We start from the raw sequence: 14760 nt of genomic DNA, 5'->3' as shown, positions 1-14760 counted from the left end.
CAGCGGTTGCTCACTGCGCCCCTCCCGTCCCGGTCCCCGTTCGCGGCACCACCGGGGCCGCGACCAGGTTCTGGACGTAGGAGTCGAACCAGCGACCGTTGCCCAGGGTGTTGGTGAAGACGCGCACGTAGGGCGCGAGGAGCCTGATGCTCCGGTCGAGGGAGGCTTGGTTGCGTTCGAGCATCTCCACCACACGGTTCAGGCCCTTGAGCGCGGGCCCGATCTCCTTGTCGTTGTCCTGGACCAGGCCGGAGAGCTGGACGCCGAGCGCGGCGGAGCCCTTCAGCAGGGTGTGGATCGCCTCGCGGCGTCTGCTGATCTCCCTGAACAGCTTGTCGCCGTCCTTGACCAGGGTGGTGAAGTCCGACGAGCGGTCGGCCAGGACACCCGTGACACCGTTCGCGTGGTCGAGCAGCTCACGCAGCGCCTTGTCGCGGGTGGCCACCGTCCGGGAGATCTGCGACAGGCCCTTGATCGACGCCCGTACCTCCCGCGGTGAGTCCTCGAAGGTGGCGGAGATCGTGTCCAGGGCCTGCGCCACACGGTCGGTGTCGACCTCCTCCGTCGTGGTGGTGAGGTCGCTGAAGGCCTGTACGACGTCGTACGCGGGCACCGTGCGGGTCAACGGGATCTCGCTGCCGGGGGCCAACCGACCGCTCCCCTCGGGGTGCAGGGCCAGGTACTTCGCGCCCAGGATCGTCTTGACGCGGATCGACGCCCCGGTCCTCGTACCGAAGGCCGGCTCGCCCTTGATCTTGAAGGTGACCTTGACGTGGTCGCCGTCCAGGTCGACCTCCCGCACCTTGCCGACCTTGACCCCGGCGATCCGTACCTCGTCGCCCGGCTTGAGCCCGCCCGCCTCCGCGAAGGCCGCGCTGTAGGTGTCGCCGTCGCCGATGACCGGCAGCCGGTCGGCGTTGAACGCGGCCACCGTCAGCAGCGCGAGGACGGTGAGGCCGACGGCGCCGACGACGGCGGGGTCGTTCCCCCGCCGCGCGGAGGGCGTAGGACGTGCCCCGACTCGGAAGGGGGACAGGCGCGGGAGCCGGATGCGAGGCGGCTCGACACGGACCTTGAACAGCGGCTTCGGACGGTTCCTGCGGCTCATGCCCCGCACCTCGCCCTCGCCACATGCAGGTCGGGCGTCAGCACCTGCTTCGTCTTCGGCAGCACGATCCGGCCGTCGAAGTCACACAGGTAGAAGTTGAACCACGAGCCGTAGGACGCCGTGCCCGTCAGCTCGTTCAGCTTGTTCGGCAGCCGCTTCAGCACGCCCTCCACCGTCTTCTCGTTGTCGTTCAGGGTTCCGGTGAGCTCGGTCAGCTGGGCGATGTCGTCCTTCAGCGGCGGCCGCGCGTCCTTCAGCAGGTCCGAGGTGGCCTCCGTCAGATCGCCGATGCTCACCAGGGACCGCCCGATGGGCTTGCGGTCGGCGGAGAGACCGGAGACGACCCGGCGCAGCTGCTTGAGCAGGCCGGAGAAGCGGGCGCCGCGCTTGTCCAGCGTCCTGAGCACCGTGTTCAGGTTGTCGATCACCGAGCCGATCAGCTGGTCGCGGCCGGCCAGCGTCGAGGTGAGCGACGCCGTGTGCACGAGCAGGCTGTGCACGGTGCCGCCCTCGCCCTGGAGGGTGCGGACGATCTCCATGGCGAGCTGGTTGACGTCCTTCGGGCTGAGCGCGGCGAAGAGCGGCTTGAAGCCGTTCAGCAGGGCGTTGAGATCCAGCGCCGGTTGCGTGCGCGACAGCGGGATCGTCGCGCCGGGGCGCAGCCGGGTGTGGTCGCCCGTTCCCTCGGTGAGCGCGACGTAGCGCTGACCGACCAGATTGCGGTACCGGATGACGGCGCCCGTGCCGGTGAGCAGCGGCCGGTCCCGGCTGACCGTGAAGGTGACCTCGGCCAGCGTCCGGTCCTTGATCCGGATGCCCTCGACCTCGCCGACCCGTACTCCGGCCACCCGGATGTCGTCGCCCTCCTCCAGGCCGGTGACGTCGCTGAAGACCGCGCGGTAGGTGTCCTTCGGGCTGAAGGAGATGTTCACGATGGTGGCCGCGAGCAGCGCCGTCGCCAGGATCGTCACCAGCGCGAAGAGACTGAACTTGATCAGCGGGGCGGCGGTCTGCCGGGCACCCTTGGTTTTCGTACGGCTCATGCCACACTCACCGCCGTCGCGCGCGCCAGCGGCCCGAACAGCAGCGTCGTGACCGGCGGCACCTCATCGGCGGGCACCCCGAGCACCGGGGCCACGAGCGAGCCGACGGCCCGCTGCTCGGCGCGGGTGGCGGAGACGCCCTGCGGGCCGCCCGAGGACGAACTCGGCTTCCTGGAACCGTCGTCGAGGTGGGCGCCCGGTGCCGGTACCCGAGGGTGCGGCAGGCCGTGGCAGTTCGGCCCCGACCGGTCGGCGTACCGCGGCTCCTCGCCCGGCTCGTACGCCCCCTGCGGCCGTACGACCTCCAGCGTGATGTGCATCTTCCCGTCCCGGAACGCCTCCTGAGAGGCCTTCTCCTGCCGGACCAGGCCGGCCAGCAGGCAGGGGTACTCGGGGGAGTAGCGGGCGAACAGCTCCAGCGTCGGGCGGGAGACCCGGCCGAGGGTGATGAACCGGCCGCCGTTCGCGTCGAGGAAGTCCTCCGCGGTGCCCGCCACGGTCGCCGTGGCACGGAGCGCCGCCGCGAGCTGGTCCTCCTTCTCGACGATCGTGCGACTGGTGGTGACCGTGTTGCGCAGGATCTCCATGAGGTCGGGCGCCGCGTCGCCGTAGATCTCGGCGACCTCGGCGAAACGGGCGATGTCCTCGGTGAGGGACGGCAGATGGGGGTTGAGGCGGCGCAGGTAGGACTCCAGGCGTGTGAGGTTGTCGCCGATGCGGTCGCCGCGGCCTTCGAGGGCGGTGGCGACGGCGGAGAGAGTGGCGTTGAGCTTGCCGGGCTGGACGGTGCGCAGCAGCGGCATCAGGTCGTTGAGGAGTTGCTGCACCTCGATGCCGACGCGGGTGCGGTCCTGGGTGATGACGTCGCCGGCGCGGATCGGGCGAGCCGACGCGGCCCCGGCGGGCGGGACCAGGTCGACGTACTTCTCGCCGAACAGCGTCTTGGGCAGCAGCCGGGCGTGCACGTCCGAGGGGATGCTCGCGACGTGCTCCGGCTTGAGCGCGATGTCCAGCCGCGCCTTCGTCCCGTCGGCGTGCACCTCGCGCACCTCGCCGACCAGCAGCCCGCGCAGTTTGACGTCGGCCCGCGGATCCAGCTGGTTGCCGAGGCTGTCGGCTTCCAGGGTGATCCGCACGACCGGTGTGAAGGCCTGCCGGTAGACGGCGACGGACAACGACAGCAGCAGGGCGAGCACAGCCAGGAAGACCACGCCGTACAACCGCAGTCTCAGCACTCTCGACACCCTCGGCCCCCTCATCGGGCGGTTCACCCCGCGATCCGTACGGTCGTGTTGGCGCCCCAGATCGCCAACGACAGGAAGAAGTCCAGAACGTTGATCGCCACGATCGAGGTGCGCACCGCACGGCCCACCGCCACCCCGACGCCCGCCGGGCCGCCGCTCGCGTAGTAGCCGTAGAAGCAGTGGACCAGGATGATCAGGACGGCGAAGACGAGCACCTTGCCGAAGGACCACAGCACGTCGACCGGGGGCAGGTACTGCTGGAAGTAGTGGTCGTAGGTGCCGGCCGACTGGCCGTAGTACCCGGTGGTGATCGTGCGGGCGGCGAAGTACGAGGACAGCAGACCGACCACGTACAGCGGGATCACCGCGACGAATCCGGCGATCATCCGCGTCGTCACCAGGAACGGCAGCGAGGGCACGCCCATGACTTCGAGCGCGTCGGTCTCCTCGCTGATGCGCATCGCGCCCAGCTGGGCCGTGAAGCCGGCGCCGACGGTCGCCGACAGCGCGAGGCCGGCCACCAGCGGGGCGATCTCCCGGGTGTTGAAGTACGCCGACAGGAACGCCACGAAGTTGGAGGTGCCGAGCTGGTTGAGGGCGGCGTAGCCCTGGAGGCCGACCTCGGTGCCCGTGAAGAAGGACAGGAAGGCGATCACGCCGACCGTGCCGCCCACGACGGCGAGCGCGCCACGGCCGAAGCTCACCTCGGCCAGCAGCCGCAGGATCTCCTTCTTGTAGCGGCGCAGGGTGCGGCCGGTCCACGCCAGCGAGCGTCCGTAGAAGGAGAGTTGGGCGCCGAGCTCTTCGAGTGAGCGCATGGGGCGTTGCAGCGGTCTCATCGGCTAACCCCTCTGCGGGACGACCTGGAAGTACACCGCGGTCATCACGAAGTTGGTCACGAACAGCAACATGAAGGTGATCACCACCGACTGGTTCACCGCGTCGCCCACACTCTTGGGGCCGCCCTTCGCGGTCAGGCCCTTGTACGAGGCGACGATCCCCGAGATCGCTCCGAACACGAGTGCCTTCACCTCGGCCGCCCACAGATCGGAGAGCTGGGCGAGGGTGGTGAAGGAGGCGAGGTAGGCGCCGGGCGTGCCGTTCTGCAGGACGACGTTGAAGAAGTAGCCGCCCGCCACGCCGACCACCGACACCAGCCCGTTGAGCAGTACCGCCACCAGCATCGACGCCAGTACGCGCGGCACGACCAGCCGGTGGACGGGGTCGATGCCCAGTACCTGCATCGCGTCGATCTCGTCGCGGATCTTCCGCGCCCCGAGGTCGGCGCAGATCGCCGTACCGCCGGCGCCCGCGATCAGCAGCGCGGTGACGATCGGCGAGGCCTCGCGCAGCACGGCGAGCACGGAGGCGGCGCCGGAGAAGGACTGGGCGCCGAGCTGCCGGGTCAGGCTGCCGATCTGGAGGGCGATGACCGCGCCGAACGGGATGGAGACGAGCGCCGTCGGCAGGATGGTGACGCTCGCGACGAACCACGCCTGCTGGATGAACTCCCGTGCCTGGAAGGGCCGTCGGGGGACGGTCCGGACGACGTCCAGCGCCATCGCGAACAGGCTTCCCGACTGCCGCAGCGCTCCGATCGGTGACAGGCTCATGCGCCGGCCCCCGCCTTCTCGCGCAGCGCGTCCTCGCGCCGGGCGATCGCCTCCCAGCGCGGTGGCCGCGCGATGTCCGGCCCCGGCAGCAGGCGGGGAGTCAGAGCCTGACTGCCGGGAGTCTGTGCGCCCTTGCCGTCGCTGTCGCCGAGGGCGGCGAGCTCCTGCTCGACCTGGGCGGCGTCCTTCTCCTCCGCCATGCCGATCGGTCCTTGCATCCGGCCGTTCAGGAACTGCCGTACGACCGGCTCGTCGCTGCTCAGCAACTCCTCGCGGGGCCCGAACATGACCAGTTCGCGGCGGAACAGCAGCCCGATGTTGTCCGGTACCTGGCGGGCCGAGGCGATGTCGTGCGTGACGATCAGGAAGGTCGCGTCGATCTGGGCGTTGAGGTCGACGATGAGCTGGTTGAGGTAGGCGACACGGACCGGGTCGAGGCCCGAGTCGGGCTCGTCGAAGAGGATGATCTCGGGGTCGAGAACGAGCGCGCGGGCCAGCCCGGCCCGCTTGCGCATCCCGCCGGAGATCTCGCCGGGCAGTTTCCCCTCGGCGCCGATCAGCCCGACCATGTCCATCTTCTCCAGCACGATGCGCCGGATCTCGCTCTCGGACTTACGGGTGTGCTCGCGCAGCGGGAAGGCGACGTTGTCGTACAGGTTCATCGAGCCGAACAGCGCGCCGTCCTGGAACAGCACACCGAACAGCTTCCGCACCTCGTACAGCTCGCGCTCGCGCAGCTTGGTGATGTCCCGGCCCTGGATCGTGATCGACCCGCGCTCCGGCTTCAGCAGTCCGACGAGCGTCTTGAGGAACACCGACTTGCCCGTGCCCGAGGGGCCGAGCATGACCGAGACCTCCCCGGCGGGCAGCGTCAGTGAGACGTCCTGCCAGATGACCTGGTGTCCGAAGGACTTGGTCAGCCCTTCCACACAGATCTCGACACCCATCCGGTTCACCCTTCGGCCCGTGGAGCAGCTCCGACATCTGCTCTACGGGGAGGTGGCGGGCGTCCGTCGTTTCCGTGGCGGATTTTTTTCGGAAGGAGGCGAGGGGTGGGGGATTTGGGCTGGATCACGGCCGTATGCGGCTGTATGCGGCTGTGGCGGCCCTGCGCTCGTGGCTGCGACAGCCCGCGTGGGTACGTCGGTCTGGCGTCCGTGGGTGCGTCGGCCTGGCGTCCGTGGCTGCGTCGGTCTGGCGTCCGTGGCTGCGACAGCCCGCGTGGGTACGTCGGCCCGGCGTCCGTGGCTGCGTCGGCCTCGCGTCCGTGGCTACGGCACTGGGCTCGTCGTCGGGATCGGCAGCGAGGGGGACGGTACGGCGGCGGAGTCGTCCGGGACGGCCGCCGTGTAGGCCGGATCGGCGGAGGGCTCCACCGGCAGCTCGGGGACCTCGGGCGGTTCCGGCACGTCCTGCAGCCCCGGCACGTCCTGCAGCTCCGGCACGTCCGGCACCTCGGGGGTCAGCGGGACGTCCGGTGCGGACGGTACCGGCAGCGCGGACACCGGGATCGCGGGGAACTCCGGGACCTCCGGCACTTCCGGCACCTGCGGCAGCGACGGTACGGACAGCGGGAGGAGCGATTCGCGGGCCGGGGAGCCGGTGGCGCTCCCTTCGGACGCGGCAGTGGGCGTGTTCCCCCGAGGCGTACGGCCCGTACCCGAGCCGTCGGGCCGCAGCGCCTGCGTGCCGTCCGGCGTGGCGACGGCGGGCCGAGGCGCCGTACCGCCTCCCTCCCCGTTCCCGTCGAGGGCGTACGGCAGCACGAACCCGGCCACCGCGAGGGTCGCCGCCGTCGAAGCCACCGCCACGGCGTGCACCTTGCCGCCGCCGCGCGGCCGCCCCCACCCGATGAGGAACAGCGCGCACCCGAGTGTCGCCGCCAGCGACTGACGCAGCGTCCGCCGGGCCCGGGCCAGCAGCGACTCGACGGTCCGGTAACTGAGCCCCATCCGCACGGCGACCTGCGCCACGTCCAGGTCCTGCGACTTCAGCCGCAGCGCCTCGGCCTGCCGCGCGGGCAGCTCACCACTGCGCACCGCCAGCCACTTCGCCTCGGCCCGGTCGCACACCGACTCCTCGACGGGGACCGGAGCGGGGGCGATAAGGGTCGGGCTCGTCCGTACCTGCGCCTCGCGGCTGACCTGTCGGTAGCGGTCGACGCACAGCCGCATCGTGACCGTCGTCAGCCAGGCCGCGAGCCGCTCGTCGTCCAGGTCGGGGCGCTCGGCGGCACGCAGCATCGCCTCATGCACCGCGTCCTCGGCGTCCTCCGCACTCATCGACCTGCGCCGAGCCACCTTGAGCAGCTGCTCACGGTGGCTCCACATGCGCCGCCACCGTTCGTCGGCGGCGTCCATCGCCGCAGGTGTCCCCGCGGGCATGTCCGCAGGCATGTCCGTCGCCATGAGGGCCCCTTCGCGCTCCGAGCGTGTGCCTGAACCCCGGCCGGGCCGCGTCGTCCGGCCCGCCCGATCGCCGCCCTGCCGAACCGCCCGCACGGCTCCCTGGGCATCGAGGGCGCCGCCCGGTCGGCGGTGGGCGACATTACCGCCGGGTATCGGCGGTTGTGGAGGGGGTGGCGGTCATCGAGTCCGCGCTGTTACTGGCAGGTCGCGGATGCGCGCACCCGCGACCTGCTCGGCGTCAGCCCGACGGCGGCTTGCGCACCCCGCTCAACGCCTCGTCCGCCCGCTGGTCGACGATGTGGGTGACCAGGTGCTGGGCCGCGCCGAACACGACCGCCCAACCGAGGATCTGCGCGGAGCTGTCGAGGTTGCTCAGACCCGGGACGAAGGCCGCCTTGATCAGCAGGATGCCGGCGAGGGCGGACAGCGCGCCCACCGGGAACTTCAGCACCGCCGCCGCCAGCGGAAGACGGAACTGGTACTGCGTGGCGTGGTTCGCATGGATCCGGTGCACCGCCGTGACCACGGTCAGAGCCGCCCCGATGAGTCCCGCGAACTCCACGGTCAGGACGTCCAGGGCGTCGGTGTAGGGGGCGGTGTCGACGTCCATGGTGGTGGAGGAGGGCGGGTTCGCGGGGGGCGTGCTGTCGGCGGGCACCTCGTGTTCGCCGTTGGGGCAGACCACGCGGTTGCCGGGCGGCTGGGGGGTGAAGCACAGGTCCAGGGACTCCTTGTCGGCGTAGCCCCACAGCGCCAGTCCGGCCAGCCCCAGCGTCGCGGCCCCCGTGACGATCCAGAGCAGGTCCGCCAGGAGCCGCACCCGCCGGTACCTGCCGCCCAGGATCGCGTAGGCGAACAGCAGAGCCCGGACGAGGGTGCCCCGTTCCTCGTCGGTGACGGGCTCGTCACCGGTCGCCGCCTTCTCGCTGATCTCCTCGACCGCCCGTCGATGCGGGGAGTCCTCCGACAACTGCTGGCGCACCAGGGCCAGGACCTCGGGCATCCTCGCCCGGATCTCGTCGTCGGTGGCCACGGAGAGCAGGTCGGCCTCGGCGGCGCGGATGTTCGACCAGATCCGCTCCAGCGTGCCGGACCGGGGCCGGAACCTCGCCCCGGTCAGGCAGGCCGCCTCGGCCTCGTCGAGGTGCCGTCGCGCTCCGTCGATCACCGCCCGGCGCCGTTCGTCGCCGTCGGCCACGACCCGGAGCTCCTCCGCGGCGAGCTGGGTGCTCAGGCGGGCGATCACGGTCAGCGGCAGCTCGCGCCAGGACGCGAGGCTGTGCCGACGCCGCGTGGTCATCCGGGCCTCCGGGGCTCTCTCGATCATCACCAGTACGACACGACCGCGGCCCGCACGGCCAAGTGACCTGCTCCGCACGGGTGAGGCCCGAGGTCGTGCCGGCACACCGCGAGCGCCCCGGCCTGCTTCCTGCGCCGCGCCGCATCACCACTACGGGCTATCCCTGGAGGCCGAGCCGCCGGGCTTCCTCTACTCAGGAAGGAGGAACCGGTCCGTTGGAGGCAAGCCGTGGACGACACCCGCAAGCTCCCCCTCGTGTACGTCCGTGGCTTCGCAGGCGGCACCCGCGGCATCGACAAAGCCGTCGGCGACCCCTTCTACGGCTTCAACGAGGGATCCACCCATGTCCGCGTCGGCGCCCACAACCAGCCGCTCTTCCACCAGTTCGAGAGTCCGCTGCTGCGACTGCTCCGCGAGGAGGGCTACGAACTCCTCGTGCAGGGCAGCCAGGAGACCTACCTCGCCGAGCATGACAAGATCCCCGCGCACACCGTCTGGATCCACCGGTTCTACGACCGCTCGGCCACCACCTGGGGCGGCCGCCCCCAGGAGTACCAACTGGAAGCCGCCGCCGCCGACCTGCTCGACCTCATCGACCGGCTTCTGGAGAAGACCGGCGCCCCCGCGGTCCTCCTCGTCGCCCACTCCATGGGCGGCCTCATCTGCCGCTGCCTGCTCCAGAAGGTCCTTCCCGACCGGGGGCGTGCCGCCGCCGACTGCGTCGCGAAGCTGTTCACTTACGGCACCCCGCACGGCGGCATCGCCTTCGACGCGGGGGGCGGGTGGTTCGAGCGGATCCGGGACACCCTGGGCATCCAGGGCGCCGACATCTTCGGGCCCCGGCGGATGTACGAGTACCTCACCCCGCAGGCCGAACGGGACCCGGACGGCCCGCCCGAGGGCTGGGACGCCCGCCGGATGCCGGACGGCCCCGGGACGCTGCCCCGCGAGCGGGTCTTCTGCCTCGTCGGCACCGATCCGACGGACTACGACGTCGCGTTCGGGCTGTCCGCGGCGGCCGTCGGGCCGCGCAGCGACGGGCTCGTGCAGATCGAGCGGGCGTATGTGCCGGGTGCGCACCGGGCCTTCGTGCATCGCAGCCACAGCGGGCGCTACGGGATGGTCAACTCCGAGGAGGGGTACCAGAACCTGCGGCGGTTCCTCTTCGGGGACACCCGGATCGAGGCATCCCTGGTCGACCACCGGCTGCCCGGCGGCGACGACGTGGTGTGGCAGGCCGAGGTGAGGCTCTCGGTGCGCGGGCTGCCGGTGGTGATGCACGAGCGGGTCGCCGCCCACTGGTGCCCGATCCAGCTGGAGCCGCCCGCGGACGGGGCCGAGGCGTCGGTGTCGCTGGCGACCACGTTCCTCGACAGCGGTCTGCGGGCGAGCACGGACGAGCCGATGCGGTTCGTCCTCGACCTGCGGCTCATCTCCCTGCGCGAGCGGCGCGGCATCCTCAGCCTCGGCGACCACCTGGAGCAGTCCGCCGACTTCTCCGACACCCTCGTCATCGACGTGGGCACCCCGGAAGCCGGTCCCGGTATCTGGGCCACCTGGAACTCGGACATCGAAGGCGCCATCCGCGACCACCGGGTCGCCGGAGAGCCCCGCGTCGACGAGGACCCCACCCCGGAGCGCTGGGTCGCCCACCTCAGCCTGCCCACCACCGCCGCGCCCCTCGTCGGCCGCGAGGCGAGGATCCGGCTCGTCGCCACGCCCTGGACCTGATGCCGCCCAGCCCGACGCCCCGTTCGGGTCCGACGCCCGTTCGGGTCCGACGCCCCCCTGGTCCGACACCCCGCCCTGGGCCTGCGCCCGTCACTGATCCGGGCCCAGTGAGCGCTTCCTGACGTGGGCCAGGTGGCGGGTGAAGACCTCGCGGGTGTCGGGGGTCAGTGTGCGCAGGGCCACCAGGGCCGTGATCACGACGTCGCACAGTTCGCCCTGTACGTCCTCCCAGGTGTGGCTGACGCCCTTGCGCGGGTTCTGCCCGGTCGCCCCGATGACGGCCTCGGCGACCTCGCCGACCTCCTCCGACAGCTTCAGCATGCGCAGGAGCAGGCCCTCCCGTCCGCCGACGGGTTGGTCCCTGTCGAGCCAGGTCCACAGGGCGTCGATGGAGTCCCAGAGGTCGGCCGCCGGTACGGCGCAGGGCTCGGCGGCGGTGTCGGTGTCGGTGTCGGAAGGAGCGGCGGCCTGATCAGTCATGCGCGCAGCCTGGCACGGGGGCGGGGTGGCGGACACCCGCGCCGCCCCTCCATGCGGCGCCTGGCACGAGGGCGGGGTGCCGGACGTTCGCGTCGCCCCTCCATGCGGATCCCGGCACGGGGGCAGGGCGGCGGACACCCGCGCCGCCACTCCGGTGGGGCGGCGCCTGGAACGGGGGTGGGGCGGCGGACATTCGCGCCGCCCCTCTATGCGGCGCCTGGCACGGGGGGCGGGGTGGCGGACACCCGCGCCGCCCCTCTATGCGGCGCCTGGCACGAGGGCGGGGTGCCGGACGTTCGCGTCGCCCCTCCATGCGGATCCCGGCACGGAGGCAGGGCGGCGGACACCCGCGCCGCCACTCCGGTGGGGCGGCGCCTGGAACGGGGGTGGGGCGGCGGACATTCGCGCCGCCCCTCTATGCGGATCCCGGCACGGGGGCGGGGCGGCGGACACCCGCGTCGCCCCTCCATGCGGCGCCCCGCACGGAGGCGGCGTGCCAGCCACCCGCGCCGCTACTCCCCGAACAGCGCCTCCTGTTCGTCGAACAGTTCCGCCTGCTCCTCCCTCTCCGCCCGGTCCAGCCGCTTGATCCGTGCCCCCACCACCAGTGCCGTCACCGCGGCCGTCGCCGCCAGAGCAGCGGGCACCATCCAGCCGCGGTCGACGACATGACCCAGCGCGTGGTCGAGGGAGAGGCGGCCCGGGCCGGCGATCGCGAGGCCGGTCGCGGCCAGGCCCAGGGTGGCCGCGTACTCGTAGCCGCCCTCCTGGTTGAAGAAGCCGTTGGGGGCGTGCACGGTGGCCGCCCCCGCCATCGCGCCGGCGGCCGCCGCCCCCGCCGCGGGTGTCGCGAGGCCCAGCGCCAGCAGCGTGCCGCCGCCGGTCTCGGCGAGGCCCGCGGCCGTCGCGCTCGCCTTGCCCGGCCGGTAACCGACCGACTCCATGAACTGGCCGGTCCCTTCGATGCCGTGACCGCCGAACCAGCCGAACAGCTTCTGCGTGCCGTGTGCGGCCAGCACCCCGCCGGCTCCCAGCCGGAGCAGCAGCAGGCCCAGATCACGTCGGTCGTATGCACTCACGGTGACTCCCTGAACGGTCGGCAGGAACGGACAGCAGGCACAACACCCCTCCCGCGCATCCACGGTCGCACCGACGCCACCCGACCGGCCTGCCCTCACGGCCGTTCGGGTGGCGGGGTGCGGGGGCCGATGTGAGGCTGACCGGTATGACGATTCAGACGTCCAGACTCAGCGACCCGTCCGTCCGCGCCTTCGTCACCGCCGTCAACGCCCATGACCGCGAGGGCTTCCTGAAGGTCCTCACGCCGGGCGCGACCATGGCGGACGACGGCACCGACCGCGACCTCACCGACTGGATCGACCGGGAGATCTTCACCTCCAACGGTCACCTGGAGGTCGACAACGAGTCGAACCACGGCCGTGACCTCATCGCCTCCTACCGCAACGACACCTGGGGCGAGATGCGCACCCGGTGGCACTTCGAGGTCGAGGAGGACGGCAGGATCTCCCGCTTCGAGACCGGTCAGGCGTAGGCCGTGTCCGCAAAGTCCCGCCTGCCCCGCGTCGCCTGGCACAGGCCCGCCCTCCGGGCGGACGACGGGACTTTGCGGACACGACCCAGCGGCCCGCGAGAAGCCGCCGAAAGCCCTTGCCCTCGCGTGCACTCCAACTCCTAACGTCTCCCGGCATGGAGACCACGGAGATCACGCAGACCCCCAGGACCACCAGGACGCTGGGACGCTCCGGCATCGAGGTCAGCGCCCTCGGCTTCGGCTGCTGGGCCGTCGGCGGGGAGTGGCAGGACGCCGACGGGCAGCCCCTCGGCTGGGGCAAGGTCGACGACGAGGAGTCCGTACGGGCGATCCGGCGCGCCCTCGACCTGGGCGTCACCTTCTTCGACACCGCCGACACCTACGGCGCCGGGCACAGCGAACGCGTCCTCGGCCGTGCCCTCGGCAAGCGCCGAGCCGATGTCGTGGTCGCCACCAAGTGGGGCAACGTCTTCGACGAGCAGACCCGCACCCTCACTGGCGCCGACGACTCCCCGCAGTACGCCCGGCGGGCGCTGACCGCCTCGCTGAGGCGCCTGGACACCGACCACATCGACCTCTACCAGCTGCACCTGTCGGACGCCGACCCGGAACGCGCCGCCGAACTGCGCGACATCTGCGAGGAGTTCGTCCGGGAGGGGCTGATCCGGGCCTACGCGTGGAGCACCGACGACCCCGCCCGCGCCGCCGTCTTCGCACGCGGGGAGCACTGTGCGGCCGTCCAGCACCGGGCCAACGTGCTCCAGGACGCGCCGGAGATGTTCGCGCTGTGCGCGCGACTGGGGCTGGCCGGGGTCAACCGCAGCCCGCTGGCGATGGGCCTGCTGACCGGGAAGCGCGGAGCCGGGCAGGCCCTTCAGGCGGGCGACATCCGCAGCCGGCCGCCGCGGTGGCTGGAGGGTTTCGAGGGCGGGTCCGGCGCCGACCCCCGGTGGGTCGCCCGCGTCGAGGCGCTTAAGGACGTCCTCACCAGTGACGGCCGTACGCTCGCCCAGGGCTCCCTCGCCTGGCTGTGGGCCCGCAGCCCGCACGCCGTCCCCATCCCGGGGTTCCGCTCCGTGGCCCAGGCCGAGCAGAACGCGGGCGCGCTGGCGAAGGGCCCGCTCACCGCCGACCAGATGGCCGAGGCCGAGCGGATCCTCGGCCGTTGAGCGGCGCCTGACGGTGTGCGGCAGCCGTTCCGAGCACCGGTGCGTACCTCGCGGTCCCACGTGAGGTCCACCCCCACCCGGTACCTGGAACGGCTGCCGCCGCCCCCCTTGGAGTGGCTTGCGGAAGCACTGTGCTTCATATGTGAAGCTCTCGTGTGCGAGGTCTTGAGCATAAGTCGCTCACCGGCGCCGATGCAGCGGAATGCGAGAATCCGGTTGTGTAAGTTGTGGAGGTGGTGTGGACTGCGGTGACCTCAGCCGCGTCCCACGTACGGCATCGCCGTCGCCATGACGGTCGCGAACTGCACATTGGCCTCCAACGGCAGCTCCGCCATGTGCCGCACGGTCCGGGCCACGTCGGCCACGTCCATCACGGGCTCCGGCACCACTGATCCGTCGGCCTGGAGGGCGCCCGTCCGCATCCGCTCGGTCATGTCGGTCGCCGCGTTGCCGATGTCGATCTGGCCCACGGCGATGTTGTGGGCCCGCCCGTCCAGCGACAGCGACTTGGTCAGCCCGGTCAGCGCGTGCTTGGTCGCCGTGTACGCCACCGAGTGCGGGCGGGGCGTGTGGGCCGAGATCGAGCCGTTGTTGATGATGCGGCCGCCTCGCGGGTCCTGCTCCTTCATCTGGCGGTAGGCCGCCTGCGCGCACAGGAACGCCCCGTTGAGGTTGGTGTCCACCACGTGCCGCCAGGCGTCGTACGGCAGGTCCTCCACCGGCACCCCGCCGGGCCCGAACGTCCCCGCGTTGTTGAACAGCAGGTCCACCCGCGCGAACCGCTCCACGGTGGCGGCGAACAGCGCGTGCACGTCCTCCTGCCGTGACACGTCCGTCCGCACCGCCAGAGCTGCACCGCCGGGTACCAGCCCCGCCGTCTCCTCCAGCGTCTGCGTACGGCGTCCGGCCAGCGCCACCGACCAGCCGGTGCGCAGCAGCTCCACCGCCACCGCGCGTCCGATGCCGGAGCCCGCGCCGGTCACCACGGCGGTCCTCGTGTCCGTTCGTCTCTCGGTCATGGGCCCGCAGCGTAGTACGCGAGTGTCCGCCATCCGGAACTCATCCGTCCGCCATCCGGGTGTTGTGTACGCGCCAAGCGAGTGTCGTCCCCG

Annotated in this window: 14 protein-coding genes; 3 read left to right on the top strand and 11 right to left on the bottom strand. The window is 71.7% G+C overall.

The features are described from left to right. Positions 1-10: 10 nt before the first annotated feature. The 8 genes from ACFYNL_RS07870 to ACFYNL_RS07835 all read right to left on the bottom strand — a co-directional run bounded on the left by ACFYNL_RS07870 (position 11) and on the right by ACFYNL_RS07835 (position 8716). On the bottom strand, positions 11-1108 hold the full coding sequence (locus ACFYNL_RS07870) for an MCE family protein (protein ID WP_388798356.1): 1098 nt from the start codon (positions 1106-1108) through the stop codon (positions 11-13). Beyond that, positions 1105-2151 carry an MCE family protein gene (locus ACFYNL_RS07865; RefSeq protein WP_388798353.1) on the bottom strand — a complete coding sequence of 349 codons (1047 nt, stop codon included), beginning with the start codon at positions 2149-2151 and terminating at the stop codon, positions 1105-1107. The genes ACFYNL_RS07870 and ACFYNL_RS07865 overlap by 4 nt, the downstream gene beginning before the upstream one ends. After that, a complete protein-coding gene (locus tag ACFYNL_RS07860; RefSeq protein ID WP_388798350.1) occupies positions 2148-3410 on the bottom strand; it encodes an MCE family protein in 1263 nt (420 codons plus the stop codon). The genes ACFYNL_RS07865 and ACFYNL_RS07860 overlap by 4 nt, the downstream gene beginning before the upstream one ends. An 8-nt stretch (positions 3411-3418) precedes the next feature. After that, positions 3419-4234 (bottom strand): MlaE family ABC transporter permease, encoded by an 816-nt coding sequence (locus tag ACFYNL_RS07855; RefSeq protein WP_388798347.1) that lies wholly within the window; start codon positions 4232-4234, stop codon positions 3419-3421. Positions 4235-4237: 3 nt separating this feature from the next. Then, positions 4238-5008 carry an MlaE family ABC transporter permease gene (locus tag ACFYNL_RS07850; RefSeq protein ID WP_388798344.1) on the bottom strand — a complete coding sequence of 257 codons (771 nt, stop codon included), beginning with the start codon at positions 5006-5008 and terminating at the stop codon, positions 4238-4240. After that, positions 5005-5955, bottom strand: coding sequence for an ABC transporter ATP-binding protein (locus ACFYNL_RS07845; protein ID WP_388798341.1), 951 nt, complete (start codon positions 5953-5955; stop codon positions 5005-5007). The genes ACFYNL_RS07850 and ACFYNL_RS07845 overlap by 4 nt, the downstream gene beginning before the upstream one ends. A gap of 324 nt (positions 5956-6279) precedes the next feature. After that, a complete protein-coding gene (locus ACFYNL_RS07840) occupies positions 6280-7416 on the bottom strand; it encodes a sigma-70 family RNA polymerase sigma factor (protein ID WP_388798338.1) in 1137 nt (378 codons plus the stop codon). Between the two features lie 238 nt (positions 7417-7654). Beyond that, positions 7655-8716 carry a hypothetical protein gene (locus ACFYNL_RS07835; RefSeq protein WP_388798336.1) on the bottom strand — a complete coding sequence of 354 codons (1062 nt, stop codon included), beginning with the start codon at positions 8714-8716 and terminating at the stop codon, positions 7655-7657. A 228-nt stretch (positions 8717-8944) separates the two neighbouring features. On the opposite strand from ACFYNL_RS07835, the gene ACFYNL_RS07830 reads away from it, so the two are divergent. After that, positions 8945-10447, top strand: a complete 1503-nt coding sequence (locus tag ACFYNL_RS07830) for an esterase/lipase family protein (RefSeq protein WP_388798334.1) — start codon at positions 8945-8947, stop codon at positions 10445-10447. 90 nt (positions 10448-10537) lie between these two features. On the opposite strand, the gene ACFYNL_RS07825 is transcribed toward ACFYNL_RS07830, so the two are convergent. After that, positions 10538-10927, bottom strand: coding sequence for a MazG-like family protein (locus tag ACFYNL_RS07825; protein ID WP_388798331.1), 390 nt, complete (start codon positions 10925-10927; stop codon positions 10538-10540). Positions 10928-11439: 512 nt separating this feature from the next. Further along, positions 11440-12006, bottom strand: coding sequence for a DoxX family protein (locus ACFYNL_RS07820; protein WP_388798328.1), 567 nt, complete (start codon positions 12004-12006; stop codon positions 11440-11442). 146 nt (positions 12007-12152) lie between these two features. Between ACFYNL_RS07820 and ACFYNL_RS07815 the strand changes: the two genes are divergently transcribed. Together ACFYNL_RS07815 and ACFYNL_RS07810 are read left to right on the top strand one after the other, a co-directional pair. Then, a complete protein-coding gene (locus tag ACFYNL_RS07815; protein ID WP_019757360.1) occupies positions 12153-12479 on the top strand; it encodes a hypothetical protein in 327 nt (108 codons plus the stop codon). A 155-nt stretch (positions 12480-12634) separates the two neighbouring features. After that, positions 12635-13648, top strand: a complete 1014-nt coding sequence (locus ACFYNL_RS07810) for an aldo/keto reductase (protein ID WP_388798325.1) — start codon at positions 12635-12637, stop codon at positions 13646-13648. Between the two features lie 254 nt (positions 13649-13902). On the opposite strand, the gene ACFYNL_RS07805 is transcribed toward ACFYNL_RS07810, so the two are convergent. Then, a complete protein-coding gene (locus ACFYNL_RS07805) occupies positions 13903-14667 on the bottom strand; it encodes an SDR family oxidoreductase (protein WP_388798322.1) in 765 nt (254 codons plus the stop codon). Positions 14668-14760 lie beyond the last annotated feature (93 nt).

The organism is Streptomyces sp. NPDC007808 (assembly GCF_042868655.1).
GTDB lineage: Bacteria > Actinomycetota > Actinomycetes > Streptomycetales > Streptomycetaceae > Streptomyces.
This window is presented reverse-complemented; position numbering and strand designations above follow the sequence as displayed.